This window comes from Albidovulum marisflavi (assembly GCF_025751435.1).
GTDB lineage: Bacteria > Pseudomonadota > Alphaproteobacteria > Rhodobacterales > Rhodobacteraceae > Albidovulum > Albidovulum marisflavi.
This window is the reverse complement of sequence record NZ_JAOWKY010000004.1, coordinates 1-12,957: the sequence shown is the minus strand read 5'-3', so window position 1 is coordinate 12,957 and position 12,957 is coordinate 1. Positions and strand designations below refer to the sequence as shown.

The window sequence follows — 12,957 nt, the reverse complement described above, 5'->3', positions numbered from 1 at the left end:
CTTGGCCTAGGGTCGCCCGCGCCAACAGCCGGAAGGACATCATGCCCCACGACGCGGCGCTTGCCGAACTCAGACAACTTCTAGGGGATCGGCTGAGTTGGTCCAAGCCCGATCTCCTTCAGCACGGCCAAAACGAATCCTGGTTCCCCGAGACACCGCCGGACGCCGTGGCCTACCCCGCCACGACCGAAGAGGTTGCGCGCATTGTGGGCATCTGCGCGCGTCATGGATGTCCCGTGGTGGCTTGGGGCGCGGGCACCTCGCTTGAGGGGCACGCGCTTGCGATCCAGGGTGGCGTCGCTGTCGACTTTTCGCGCATGGACAAGGTGCTTCAGGTTCGGCCCGGCGACATGCAGGTCGTCGTGCAACCCGGAATCACGCGCGAGGCGTTGAACGCCGAACTGCGGGCGACGGGGCTGATGTTCCCGGTCGATCCGGGCGCGAACGCCACTATCGGCGGCATGGCGGGCACCCGCGCCTCGGGCACCACCACGGTGCGATATGGAACGATGCGCGACAACGTCGTCGCGCTTGAGGTCGTGCTGGCCGACGGGCGCGTAATCCGGACCGGCTCAGGCGCGCGCAAGTCGGCGGCGGGTTACGATTTGACGGGACTGTTCGTCGGCTCGGAGGGCACGCTTGGCCTGATCACCGAACTGACCTTGCGCCTGCATGGCCAGCCAGAGGCGATATCGGCCGCCGTCTGCGCCTTCCCCGAATTCAACTCGGCTGTCGAGGCCGTGATCGCGACGATTCAATCCGGCATCCCCATGGCGCGGATCGAGTTCGTGGACGAAGCCGTGGCGCGGATCTTCAACGCGCAGTCGGGCACGGCCTTCCCCGAGCTGCCGCACCTGATGGTGGAGTTCCACGGCTCCGCGACCGGCGCCGCCGAGGACGCCCGGCGCTTCGGCGATATTGCAGACAGCTTCGGAGCACTCGGATTTGACTGGGCCACCACGACCGAGGACCGCAACAGGCTATGGCGGATGCGCCATGGCGCCTATCGCGCCTGCATCGCGTCACGTCCGGGTTGCATGGGGATGGTGACCGACATCTGCGTCCCCATCTCTCGTCTGGCCGAGGCCGTGGCGGAAACCCGCGCCGACATCGCGGAACTGGACCTTGTCGGCCCGATCCTGGGCCATGTGGGCGACGGCAACTTTCACGCCATCCTGCTTTTGGGGCGCGACGACGCGGACGAACTTGCCCGCGCCAAGGACCTGACCCGGCGGCTGGCCGAACGCGCGCTTCGCCTGGGCGGCACGATCACCGGCGAACATGGCGTAGGGCTGGGCAAGAAGGGGCTGATGCTGCTTGAACATGGAGAGGCATGGGAGGTGATGGCCCGGATCAAGCGCGCGCTGGACCCCGAAGGCATCCTCAACCCCGGCAAGGTCGTCGAGGTATCGCAATGACCCTGCAAGACCCCGCCGACTTCCCCCGCGCGTTTTCGCACGCCTTCTCGTCCCGCGATCTTGCGACGATAACCGGCTTGTTCACCGCGGACGCCGATTTCCTGTCGCTGACCGGCGCCTGGGCCGAAGGCCACGAGGCGATCGAACAGGTGCTGTCCGCCGAACTTGCCGGCACCCTTGCCCGCGTGCGACTGGTCAGCGGGCGCACGAAGATGCGCCCCGTGGCGCCAGGCGTCGCGCAGGCGATGCAGCGTTTCGTGCTTTCGGGTCTTTCGAACCCGGACGGCAGCGACGCCGGTCGAATCGGTGCCGTACTGTCCGCCCTTCTTGTGCAGACCCATACTGGATGGCGTGTCGTCTCGGCGCAATTTTCGGCAGAGGGCTGAAGCAGGCCCTGCCGGAACGGGTGCTCAGTTGCAGGCAGCGTTGGCCCCTGCCGTGGCGCCCACGCCCGCACCAGCAAGCGTGGTGATCGTGGTTCCGGTGCCGCTGCCGAACTGGTTGCCGATGAACCCGCCCACGGCGGCGCCCGTCAGGGTACCGCCCGCGCAGCGAAGTTCGGCTTCGGACGCTTGCTGCGTGGCACAGCCCTGAAGGGCAAACGCGGCGGCAAGAACTCCGCCAATGATCACGCTTTTCTTCATGTCTTAGCCCCCTTGAAGGAGTTTACCCTTCAAAGGTATCGCGCCAGAGCCAGATTGAAAGTGCGTTGCCGCAGGTTTTCGGGCGATTTCCCTCCGCCCGTGTCCGCCGGGCGCGCTAGGCGTTGAACAGGAAGTGAAGGACGTCGCCGTCCTTGACCTCATAGGTCTTGCCTTCGACGCGGAACTTGCCTGCCTCGCGCGCGCCCGCCTCACCATTGCCGGTGACGTAGTCGTCATAGGCGATGGTTTCCGCCCGGATGAAGCCGCGCTCGAAGTCGCCATGGATGACGCCCGCCGCCTGCGGCGCCAGCGTGCCCTTGGTGATCGTCCAGGCGCGGGCTTCCTTGGGGCCGACGGTGAAGTAGGTTTGAAGGCCCAGAAGGTCGTAGGCGGCGCGGATCAGGCGGTCCAGCCCGGCCTCCTCCAGCCCCATCTCCTCAAGAAACATGGCCGCGTCCTCTTCGGGCATCTGGGCCAGTTCCTCTTCGATCCGGGCAGAGATCACGACGACGCCTGCGCCCTGTTTCGCGGCCATCTCGGCCACGCGGTCGGACTGGGAATTGCCGGTCGCGGCTTTCGCCTCTTCGACGTTGCAGACGTAGAGAACGGGCTTCGAGGTCAGAAGCTGCAGCATCCGCCACGCTTTCTCGTCCTCGTCGGCGACGCTCACCGTGCGCGCGGGCCTGCCGTTTTCCAGGGCGGCCAGCGCCAGCTTCATAAGCCGTTCCTGCGCCACCGCCTCCTTGTCGCCGCCCTTGATCTTTCGCGCGATGTTGGCCAGCCGCCGCTCGATCGACTCCATGTCGGCGATCATCAGCTCGGTCTCGATGGTTTCGGCGTCGGCCACTGGGTCGATGCGCCCCTCGACATGGGTGATGTCGCCGTCCTCGAAGCAGCGCAGGACGTGGGCGATGGCGTCGACCTCACGGATGTTGGCCAGGAACTGGTTGCCCAGCCCCTCGCCCTTCGATGCGCCGCGGACGAGGCCCGCGATATCGACGAAGGTGATCCGCGTCGGAATGATCTGCTTCGATCCGGCGATGGCGGCAAGCTTGTCAAGCCGTGCGTCGGGGACGGCGACCTCGCCCACGTTGGGCTCGATGGTGCAGAAGGGGAAGTTCGCTGCCTGCGCGGCGGCCGTCCGGGTCAGCGCGTTGAAAAGCGTGGACTTGCCCACGTTCGGCAATCCGACGATGCCCATCCTGAAGCTCATTTTCCCGCTCCTTGCCCCGAAAATCGCGCGCATCTAGGGGGCAAGGCCAAGGGGCGTCAAGCCCTGCCGCCCAGTTGGGCGCCATGCCCCATTGATTTTCCCGACGCTTTTCTGCAAGACCCGCTGGACGCTCAAGGAGATTTCGCATGACCCGGATCGACCGCAAGTTCGCCGCATTGAGAGCAGAGGGCAAAAAGGCCTTTGTCTCCTACACCATGGCGGGCGATCCCGACTATGATAGTTCCCTTGAATTGATGAAGGGGCTTCCGGGCGCGGGCGTCGACATCATCGAACTGGGAATTCCCTTCACTGACCCCATGGCCGACGGTCCGACGATCCAGCTTGCGGGTCAGCGCGCGCTTGACGGCGGGCAGACGCTGCAAAAGACGCTCGACATGGCGGCGGAGTTTCGCAAGGGCGACGATGATACGCCGATCGTGATGATGGGCTATTACAACCCGATCTATTCGCGCGGCGTCGAGCGCTTCCTGGCCGACGCGAAGGCCGCCGGGATCGACGGGCTGATCGTGGTCGACCTGCCGCCCGAAGAGGATGACGAGCTTTGCATTCCCGCACAGAAGGCGGGTCTGAACTTCATCCGTCTGGCCACGCCCACGACCGATGACAAGCGCCTGCCCAAGGTCATGCAGAACACCTCGGGCTTCGTTTACTATGTGTCCATCACCGGCATCACCGGCGCCGCCGCCGCTCAGGCGACCGACGTGGCCCCCGAAGTCGCGCGCATCAAGGCCGCGACCGACCTGCCCGTCATCGTGGGCTTCGGCATCCGCACGCCGGACGCCGCCCGCGCAATCGCGACCGTCGCGGACGGCGCCGTGGTGGGGTCCGCAATCGTCAAGATGGTCGAGCAAAAGCATTCGGTGCCGGAAATCCTGTCCTTCGTTCAAAGCTTGGCCGAAGGCGCGCACAGCGCCTGACCTCTCGGAACCGGGAAGGCCTTCATGTGGCGTCTGATGCAGAAAATCCCGCATCAGACGCCACTTTTGCATCCGCGCAGCGAAAACGTTGCAGATCGCAGCCAATATCGGTAAAGAAATATTACCAATCCGGAGGCACCCATGCCCGTGATCACCAACATCTACGACCTGAAGAAGATCTACCGGCAGCGCGTCCCGAAGATGTTCTACGATTACACCGAAAGCGGCAGTTGGAGCGAGCAGACCTTCCGGGACAATGTCGCGGATTTCGCGGAAATACGGCTGCGCCAGCGCATCGCGCGGGACATGACGGGCAGAAGCGTCTCCACCCGGATGATCGGGCAGGACGTCGCAATGCCGGTCGCACTGGCCCCCGTCGGGTTCACCGGGATGCAGAATGCAGACGGTGAAATCAAGGCGGCACGCGCTGCGCAGAAGTTCGGCGTGCCCTTCACCCTGTCCACGATGTCGATCTGTTCGATCGAGGACGTGGCGGAACACACCCAGGCACCATTCTGGTTCCAGATCTACACGTTGAACGACGACGACTTCAACGCAAGGATCATCAACCGGGCCAAGGCTGCGGGATGCTCGGCGCTGGTGATCACGGTCGACCTTCAGATCCTCGGGCAGCGGCACAAGGACCTGAAGAATGGCCTGTCCGCGCCACCCAAGTTCACCATCCCGACCATGCTGAACCTGGCCACGAAGTGGGCCTGGGGGCTTGAGATGCTGGGCACCAAGCGGCGCTTCTTCGGCAATATCGTGGGGCATGTCGAAGGCGTGGATGACCCCTCGTCCCTGTCCGCCTGGACCGCGCAGAAGTTCGATCACGCTCTGAACTGGGACAAGATCGCGAAGCTGCGCGACATGTGGGGCGGCAAGGTGATCCTGAAAGGGATCCTTGACGCCGAGGATGCCGAACACGCCGTGGGCGTGGGCGCGGACGCGATCGTTGTTTCCAACCACGGCGGGCGGCAGTTGGATGGGGCGCTGTCGTCGATCCGCATGCTGCCGGAAATCGTGGCGGCCGTGGGCGACAGGACCGAGGTCTGGATGGATGGCGGCATACGTTCGGGACAGGACGTGCTGAAGGCGGTGGCGCTTGGCGCCAAGGGCACGATGATCGGCCGCGCCTATGTCTACGGCCTGGGTGCTATGGGCGAACGGGGCGTGACCACCGCGCTTGAGCTTATCCGCAAGGAGCTTGACACTTCGATGGCGCTCTGCGGAGAGCGCGCCATATCTGCGGTCGGGCGGCACAACGTGCTCTTGCCGAAGGGGTTTCTGGACGCCTACAGCTGATCAGCGCAACCGCGTCTGAAGTCGGGCAAGATGGATGGTAACCGGCAGGATCGCGGCCATCAGCAGAGCGATCGTGCCAAAAGCCCAACGGAGCCCGAAGGCGTCCGAGACCTGCCCCATCAGGGAAGGCCCGATGAAGAAGCCCGCGAAGCCGAACATCCAGGCCCGCGACAACGCCAGGCCGCGTTGGTCGGGACGGACCAGGCGGCCGAGGATCGTGTTGGCCGAGGGGACAAGGACCGCAGAGCCGAAGCCAAGGAAGGCCACGCCCGCCACCCCGACCCAGGGCGCCCAGGCCAGCGCCGTCAAGATCGCACCGAAGGCGCCGACGACGGCCGACCACAGGATCAGCGACACCTCGCCCAGTCGCTGTGCAGCGACTTGCCCCCCAAGACGGCCGATCCCCATCGTCAGCCCAAGCATCGCAGGCCCATACCCGCCAAAGCCGATCGGCGCGCCCAGCGTCCGTTCGATGTGTAAAGCGGACCAGCTGTCGGTCGCGTTTTCACATATGAATGCCAGGAAGAGGATGATCGCCACCGGCCAGACCGCGCGCATGATCCCGTCCAGGGGGCTGGCACCCTCGGGCACTGCGGGCGCGGCGCGCCAGCTTGCGCCCTCCGCCGTGCCGATGCCAAGGGCCAATATGACCAGCGCCGACAACGGCAGGAACGCCTCGGGCGGCCAGCCGGCCTGACGCGCGTGGGCTGCCGCGAAGGCAGCCAGAGCGAAGGCAAGCGAAAAGGCCGCATGGCTGAGATTCATCAGGGGCAGGCCGGTTGCCGCCTCCTCAAGCGAAAGGCGGATGTTCGAGGTGATGTCGATCATCGCGATCGACGCGCCCATGAGAAACAGAGCAATCCCAAGCCCGACGGTGTCGCCGGCTGCGAGCGGGGAAAGGGAAAACAGCGCCGCCACCACCCCTGCCGCCGGCATCGTCGCCCGGCCGAACCGGGCGAGGACACGGGGCGCGGCCTGCATCGAAACGATCGCCCCCGCAGCCGCCATCATCAGCGCAAGCCCGAAGGCCCCGTCAGGAGCACCGACGCGCGACTTGATATCGGGAATATAGGCGGCGAAGGCCCCCCAGAAGACCCCTACCGCCATCAGGCCCAGGCTTGACGCGCGCGACAGTCGCGCCGCCGAAACCAGCGAGGCCACACCGCCATGCGACACCGCGGTCACGCAACACCCAGGGGTGGCTTGCCCGGCGCGGGCGTCTGGGCGCCGCACGCCAGAAGCCGAGGGAACAGCAGCAGGACAACAAGGATGACGCCGGAGATGCCCAGGAAGGCCGCGCGCAGACCGAACAGCTCTGCCACGAGACCAAGCGCGGGCGGGCCGAAGAAATATCCCAGATAGCCAAGCGTCGTTGCCCGCGCGATCATCAGAGCGCGCCGTCCGGGATCGGACAGCCTCCCCACAACCGAAAAGGCCGTGGGCGCAATGACCGATGTTCCAAGCCCCGTCACGATCAGGCCAAGGTGGACCGCCTGCGGCGAGGGCGCCAGCGCGGTCACGACCATTCCAAGCGCCGCGACAACGACACCCCATCGCATCAGGCGCGTCTCTGCGACCTTCGCGACGACGACCTGCCCGACAGTCCGGCCCAGCCCGGCGGTCAGCGCCATGACCGCGGGGCCGAAGCTGCCCTCCTGGACGGACCCGCCCAGCGTCCGCTCGATATGCAGGGCCGACCAGTTTTCAGCCGCGTTTTCGGCAAGAAAGGCAATCAGCACGATCAGCCCGCCCCAGACGGGCAGCATCCCCAGCCGGCCGGAAAGGCCCGTGCTGCGCCCGAACCCGTTGATATCGGGACCGCGTTCGTAGGTCAGCAGGCCAAGCACGCCGATCGTCACCGCAACCGCGCCAAGGATCTCGCCCGGAGCGTGGCCAGCGGCACGCGCGACCCCCGTGGCAACCGCGGACGCCGCGTAGCCGAAGGAATAGGCCGCGTGATTGATGTTCATCAGGTGCAGCCCGTGCGCGATTTCAAGCGCGCTGACGCGGGCGTTCATCGCGACGTCAAGAAACCCGTTGCTTGCCCCCACCGCCATCATCGCGATGGCAAAGAAGAGCGGAACCGTCATCCAGCCAGGCAGAAAGAAGGACAGCGCCAGCGCCAGCATCGAGACCGGCAGGACGTTGCTTCCCAAACGCGGCGCGATCCGTGGCGCCATCAGCATCGCGGCAACGGCGGCAAGCGGGGTCGCAAACAGAAGTGTGCCATATTGCGCGTCCGAGGCGCCAAGCATCGCCTTGATGTCCGGGACCAGCGCGGCGAAGGCACCCCAGAGCATGCCCATCGCGCCAAAGGCGACGAGCGGCGCGCGGGCAAGACGGATCTGGACCAGAAGCGACATCACGAATACTCCGTACCTTCGGCTTCTACACCGGACAAGTCCGGACAGGCATTCCCGCGCGCGACACGCATCCTTGCGTTTTTGCGCTTCCCATCGTCGCGTTTTGCCTCTATAGCCCCCCGCTCATGGGCATGCACCCTTGGAGGATGCCCTTAACTTGAATGGAGAGACCAATGGCTGGTGAGATCCCCGATCTTATCGCCGAGGTACGGACGGGGACAGGCAAGGGGGCCGCTCGTCAAGCTCGTCGTGAGGGCAACGTACCCGGCATCGTTTATGGCGGCGGCGCAGAACCGCTTGCGATCAACATCAATTACTACTCGCTGCTGAAGCGCCTCAAGGCGGGCCGCTTCCTTCAGACGCTTTTCAACCTCAAGGTTGAAGGCCACGAAGACGTGCGCGTGATCTGCCGCGGCGTTCAGCGCGACGTGGTCAAGGACCTGCCGACGCACGTCGACCTGATGCGCATCCGCCGGACCACCCGCATCAACCTTTTCATCCACGTCACCTTCGTCAACCACGAAAAGGCGCCGGGTCTGAAAAAGGGCGGAACCGTCACGATCGTGCGCCCGGAAGTCGAACTGGAAGTGACCGCGGGTGACATCCCCGATCACATCACGGTTGACCTGACCGGCCGTGAAATCGGCGACGTGATCCACATCGGCGACATCGAGCTGCCCTCGGGTGCCAAGCCGACGATCACGCGCAACTTCGTCATCGCCAACATCGCGGCGCCTTCGGGCCTGCGCTCGGCGGAAGACGAGGCTGAAGAAGAGGCCGAAGAAGCCTGATCCTCTGCCAGTTAGAGGGACAGTGACGCAGGGCCCCAGGGCCCTGCGTTTTCGTTTGCGGACCATTGATGGCCGGACAAACGGCCGCCAAACAGTTGACGGCGTTGCATTCACGACCTTGCCGCCCTAGCTTGCCTGCGCGGAAAACGGAGCACCCCATGCGGCTTTTCGTCGGCCTCGGCAATCCGGGGCAGAAATACGCGGGCAACCGCCACAACATCGGCTTCATGGCGCTGGACCGGATTGCCGAAGATCACGGCTTTCCGCCGTTTCGCGCAAAGTTCCAGGGGTTGATCACCGAGGGGCGACTGGGTTCGGAACGTGTCGCCCTTCTCAAGCCCCAGACCTTCATGAACCTTTCCGGCCAGTCGGTGGGCGAGGCGATGAGGTTCTTCAAGATCGACCCGACCGAGATCACCGTCTTTCACGACGAACTCGATCTGGCGCCAGGCAAGTGCCGCGTGAAGATGGGGGGTGGGCACGCCGGTCACAACGGCCTGCGTTCGCTTCACGCCCACATCGGGGATGGCTATCAGCGGGTTCGCCTGGGCATCGGCCATCCCGGTCACAAGGACCGGGTCGCGCCCTACGTGCTGTCCGACTTCTCCAAGGCGGACGCCGATTGGCTGGACGATCTGATGCGCGGCATTTCCGACGGCGCGGTGGCGCTGGCCGAAGGGGACGCCGCACGCTTCCAGAATGCGGTCGCGCTGCGCACCGCGCCGCCGCGGTCGTCGGCGGGGACCACGGGCGGGACCAAGCCTGCCCCGGCCCCGGAAGCAGACCCCGCGGCCGAGCCGGAACCGGATCAGCGCAGCGCATTGCAAAAGCTGATGGACAGGTTCAGATGAGCACCGCGCTGCGGGACGCCTTTCACGAACAGGCGGCCAACTGCGCAGCGCTTGGGTCGCCCTTCTTGGCCAGGCTCATGACACTTCTGGCCGATCGCCTGACGCCGGGAACCGCGCTGACCGACCGGTTGTTCGGCTGGTCCGGCGAACTGGGGCCAAGAGGCGACTCGGTGCCGCTGCGGCTGGCGGGCGCGCTTCACGCGCTGAAGTTGTCGGGCAACGCGGGCTTGTGCGCCGCCTACCCTCCGTTTGGCGTGGATGACGACAGCCTTTGGCGCGCCGTTTCCCTGGCGCTTGAGACAGAGGCGACGGCGATCGACCGGTTCATCGACAGTCCGCCTCAGACGAACGAAGTTCGCCGGGCGGCGGTCCTGATCGCGCTTGCCCACTGGCTGGCGGCGCGGGTCCCACTCCCGCTTCGGGTCCGCGAACTGGGTGCGAGCGCGGGGCTCAATCTGAACTTCGACCGGTTCGCCTTGTGTGCGGGCGGATCGCGGTTCGGCGCAGCGCGGCCGGTCCTGACCCTTATGCCCGAATGGCGGGGGGCGATTCCGCCTGGCGCCGCCTTCTTCGTGAAGGAACGGGCCGGGGTGGATCTGGCGCCCATCGATACCCGGCAGCCTGCGGACCGCCTGCGGCTACGGTCCTATCTTTGGCCCGATCAGCCCGAACGCCTGGCGCTGACCGATGCGGCGATCGCTGTTGCGGGTCGAGCGCCGGACAAGGGCGACGCCGTCGACTGGCTGAGCGGCCGGCTGACCTCCCTGCCCGGCACGCTCTTGCTGGTCTACACAACGGTCGCCTGGCAATACTTCCCCGAGCCGTCCAAGGCACGCGGCCGTGCCCTGATCGAGGCCGCGGGAGAGGCGAGCACGACTGACACCCCTCTGGCCTGGTTCGGGATGGAGGCGGACGCGGACCGGACCGGCGCGGCGCTGAGCTTGCGGCTTTGGCCCGGCGATCATAGGATCGTGCTTGGCCGCGCCGATTTTCATGGCCGCTGGGTCGACTGGCAGGCGCCCGGAACCACTGCCTTGCCCTTTGCGTGAAAGGCCCGCGATGATCCAGAAGGATGAAAGCGTGAACGTCCTTGGAAGCAGGCTGGAACCTTGCTCCACCGCGCCCATGACCGGGTTCTTCCGCGACGGGCACTGCAACACCTGCGCCCAGGATCACGGCAACCACACGGTCTGCGCGGTCATGACGGCCGAGTTTCTTGCCTATTCGAAATATGTCGGGAACGACCTGTCCACACCGCGACCCGAATACAGGTTCCCCGGCCTGAAACCCGGAGACCGCTGGTGCCTGTGCGCCGCCCGCTTCATGCAGGCACATGAGGAAGGCTGCGCGCCGCGCGTCGATCTGGCCGCAACTCACAAACGCGCACTTGAGATCGTGCCGCTTGCCGTCCTGCAAGAAAACGACGCACAGGTTTAGCTGGCCTTCGCCTTGACCCGCGACAATGCCCCCTCTTCCATCAGATCTTCGATGAACAGGCTAAGAAGCTGGGGCCGCCCGGCGACGCCTGCCTTGCGATAGATCGCGTTCGTCTGCGCCTTGACCGTGCCTTCCGAGGTGCTGCGCAGGTTGGCGATTTCCGCCGTGCTCATGCCCTTGATCGCGAAAAGCGCAACATCCTGCTCTGCAGGCGTCAGGCCCCATTCGTCGAACCGCTCGGCCAGAAGTTCCATGAACGCCCCCGAGGCGCGGCGCAGCTTTTCCTCGGCCAGGCGGCGTTCCCGATGATTGTGGTGAATGACCGTGGCCCCCAGGACGAGCCCCAGGATCAACCCGACCGCCGCGCCGATCTCCAGGTACTCGCGCGTCTGCCATGGGATCGGCGACGCATAGATGTTGAAAACCGAAAGCACGATGTCAGAGACGAAGAAGATCGCGCAAATGGCCTGAACCAAAAGAATTGTGACAACAACGATTTTTCCTGTCACCCCGGCCTCGCCTTCGTTTCAGAGCGCGGAATGGGTCGCCTGTATCGGTGGACGTCAGTCATCGTCACTCCCACCTGAACCAGAATTGTCCGACGACCCGGAGTTGTCGTCCTCCTTGTCTTCCTTGTCATCGTCGTCTTCTTCATCGTCATCGTCATCGTCATCGTCGTCACCCGAGCCAGTGCTGATGATCGACATGTCCTCGTCAGAGCCGATCGAGGCTCCGGAGAGCACCGACCAATAATCGCGCAGGATCTCCCCGGTACGCGGGTTGACGATGATCTCGCGCTGATACTCGCTGCTTCGCGCGAATATGCGCTGCCTTCCCAGAAGCGTGCGAGTGACAGAGATAGAGGTGTATCCCTGCTTGCGAAGCTGAGCGGTGATCTCGGAAACGATATCGGACGCATGAGCGGGAGCCGCGGCAATCATCGCGGCCGTCGCAGCCAAAATAAACTGGCGTCGCTGCATCACGTCTGGCCTCGGACGGCGTTTGCTGAACTGGGTCTCACTATCTGAAAACCACTATAAGGGCGCAAGGCCAATGATGAGCGCGCCCCTATTGGGGCGCGATCGCGGATCAATCGTCGTCGCCGCCGTGATCATCGTTTTCGTCGTGGCCGGAACCACTTCCACCATTGTCATCGTCATCGTCATCGTCGTCGCTGTCATCGTCGTCGTCATCGTCGTCGCTGTCATCGTCATCGTCATCGTCATCGTCGCCGGACCGATCGTCATCGTCGTCGTCATCCAGGAAATCCTGGCCTTCGTTCTCGATCTCGATTCCGGAATCCACGTCGGACCCCTGGCCTTCGTAGATCTCGCTTTTCAGGACGTCGCCCGTTTCCTTGTCGAAGATGACTTCAAGCTTGTCCGTCCCGTTGGACGCCTCGGCCTTGATCTGGCTTGGACCGACCTTGACCTCGATGTTTGTGTATCCCTGAGCCTGCAGACCCGAAATCACCTCCTCGGTGGTGATCGCAAGCGCAGGCGTGCTGCTGGCAAGAACGCCGGCGGCTGAGAAGGCCGCGAAGGCGGAGGTCAGCATGAGTTTTCTGAACATGTGATTTCCTTTCGTTGTCCAAGGGTGCGGGGCGCCATGGGGCGAACGCAGACACACGATCGGACGCCCAGAGAACCAGGGAAATCTGTCCGATGTTTACGCCGGTGTCTCTACAACCCTGGGTCAAGGCGCATAAACCAGGGTTTATCCCGGCCTTCGCGCCTGCCAAATGCGGGAATGAAAAGGGGGTGTCCGCAAACCATGTTGGTGCGCTTCGTTGTTTCGCAGAAGGGCCTATATCACTCGGCTTTTACGCGGAGGATACCCAAGCGCGCCATGAAGCCGCTGGTTCCGAGCGATGCCGTGCTCTGTTCCGACGGCGCCAACGGCTACAAGAACGTCGCAGCTGCAGGCGGTCTCGAGCACTTCGTCGTGGGCAGCAAGCCAGGCACGCGAGTGGCCTCAGGCTGCCATCACATTCAGAA

The 12,957-nt window shown here is 64.7% G+C and carries 15 protein-coding genes; 8 read left to right on the top strand and 7 right to left on the bottom strand.

The annotated features are described in order from the left end of the window. Positions 1–41: 41 nt before the first annotated feature. On the top strand, positions 42–1,418 hold the full coding sequence (locus OEW28_RS13895) for an FAD-binding oxidoreductase (RefSeq protein ID WP_263735399.1): 1,377 nt from the start codon (positions 42–44) through the stop codon (positions 1,416–1,418). Beyond that, positions 1,415–1,804 (top strand): nuclear transport factor 2 family protein, encoded by a 390-nt coding sequence (locus OEW28_RS13890; RefSeq protein WP_263735398.1) that lies wholly within the window; start codon positions 1,415–1,417, stop codon positions 1,802–1,804. Before OEW28_RS13895 ends, OEW28_RS13890 begins: the two co-directional genes overlap by 4 nt. Positions 1,805–1,828: 24 nt before the next feature. Here the strand turns inward: OEW28_RS13890 and OEW28_RS13885 are convergent, their stop codons facing one another. After that, the gene (locus OEW28_RS13885) at positions 1,829–2,062 is read right to left on the bottom strand and encodes a glycine zipper 2TM domain-containing protein (RefSeq protein WP_263735397.1); all 234 of its coding nucleotides are present in this window, start codon (positions 2,060–2,062) and stop codon (positions 1,829–1,831) included. 115 nt (positions 2,063–2,177) lie between these two features. Then, a complete protein-coding gene (gene ychF, locus OEW28_RS13880; RefSeq protein WP_263735395.1) occupies positions 2,178–3,275 on the bottom strand; it encodes a redox-regulated ATPase YchF in 1,098 nt (365 codons plus the stop codon). A gap of 146 nt (positions 3,276–3,421) precedes the next feature. On the opposite strand from ychF, the gene trpA reads away from it, so the two are divergent. Both trpA and OEW28_RS13870 read left to right on the top strand, forming a co-directional pair. Then, the gene (gene trpA, locus OEW28_RS13875; RefSeq protein WP_263735394.1) at positions 3,422–4,213 is read left to right on the top strand and encodes a tryptophan synthase subunit alpha; all 792 of its coding nucleotides are present in this window, start codon (positions 3,422–3,424) and stop codon (positions 4,211–4,213) included. A gap of 141 nt (positions 4,214–4,354) precedes the next feature. Next, positions 4,355–5,518: an alpha-hydroxy acid oxidase gene (locus tag OEW28_RS13870; protein WP_263735393.1), complete on the top strand. Its 1,164-nt coding sequence runs from the start codon at positions 4,355–4,357 to the stop codon at positions 5,516–5,518. Here the strand turns inward: OEW28_RS13870 and OEW28_RS13865 are convergent, their stop codons facing one another. Both OEW28_RS13865 and OEW28_RS13860 read right to left on the bottom strand, forming a co-directional pair. Next, positions 5,519–6,703, bottom strand: coding sequence for an MFS transporter (locus OEW28_RS13865; protein WP_263735392.1), 1,185 nt, complete (start codon positions 6,701–6,703; stop codon positions 5,519–5,521). Beyond that, positions 6,700–7,881, bottom strand: coding sequence for an MFS transporter (locus OEW28_RS13860; RefSeq protein WP_263735391.1), 1,182 nt, complete (start codon positions 7,879–7,881; stop codon positions 6,700–6,702). The genes OEW28_RS13865 and OEW28_RS13860 overlap by 4 nt, the downstream gene beginning before the upstream one ends. 173 nt (positions 7,882–8,054) lie before the next feature. Here OEW28_RS13860 and OEW28_RS13855 point away from each other — a divergent pair, with 173 nt between their 5' ends. The 4 genes from OEW28_RS13855 (at position 8,055) to OEW28_RS13840 (ending at position 10,960) form a co-directional block, all read left to right on the top strand. Continuing rightward, positions 8,055–8,672, top strand: a complete 618-nt coding sequence (locus OEW28_RS13855) for a 50S ribosomal protein L25/general stress protein Ctc (protein ID WP_263735390.1) — start codon at positions 8,055–8,057, stop codon at positions 8,670–8,672. A 158-nt stretch (positions 8,673–8,830) separates the two neighbouring features. Beyond that, positions 8,831–9,523: an aminoacyl-tRNA hydrolase gene (gene pth / locus OEW28_RS13850; protein ID WP_263735389.1), complete on the top strand. Its 693-nt coding sequence runs from the start codon at positions 8,831–8,833 to the stop codon at positions 9,521–9,523. Further along, positions 9,520–10,572, top strand: coding sequence for a DUF2332 domain-containing protein (locus tag OEW28_RS13845; protein WP_263735388.1), 1,053 nt, complete (start codon positions 9,520–9,522; stop codon positions 10,570–10,572). The genes pth and OEW28_RS13845 overlap by 4 nt, the downstream gene beginning before the upstream one ends. Positions 10,573–10,582: 10 nt before the next feature. Continuing rightward, positions 10,583–10,960: a DUF2237 family protein gene (locus OEW28_RS13840; RefSeq protein ID WP_263735387.1), complete on the top strand. Its 378-nt coding sequence runs from the start codon at positions 10,583–10,585 to the stop codon at positions 10,958–10,960. Here OEW28_RS13840 and OEW28_RS13835 read toward each other — a convergent pair. From OEW28_RS13835 to OEW28_RS13825, 3 genes are all read right to left on the bottom strand, one after another. Continuing rightward, positions 10,957–11,469: a helix-turn-helix transcriptional regulator gene (locus OEW28_RS13835; protein ID WP_263735386.1), complete on the bottom strand. Its 513-nt coding sequence runs from the start codon at positions 11,467–11,469 to the stop codon at positions 10,957–10,959. The two genes, OEW28_RS13840 and OEW28_RS13835, sit on opposite strands and share 4 nt — an antisense overlap. Before the next feature lie 54 nt (positions 11,470–11,523). Continuing rightward, the gene (locus OEW28_RS13830; RefSeq protein WP_263735385.1) at positions 11,524–11,940 is read right to left on the bottom strand and encodes a hypothetical protein; all 417 of its coding nucleotides are present in this window, start codon (positions 11,938–11,940) and stop codon (positions 11,524–11,526) included. Between the two features lie 109 nt (positions 11,941–12,049). Beyond that, positions 12,050–12,532, bottom strand: coding sequence for a PepSY domain-containing protein (locus tag OEW28_RS13825; RefSeq protein WP_263735384.1), 483 nt, complete (start codon positions 12,530–12,532; stop codon positions 12,050–12,052). Positions 12,533–12,957 lie beyond the last annotated feature (425 nt).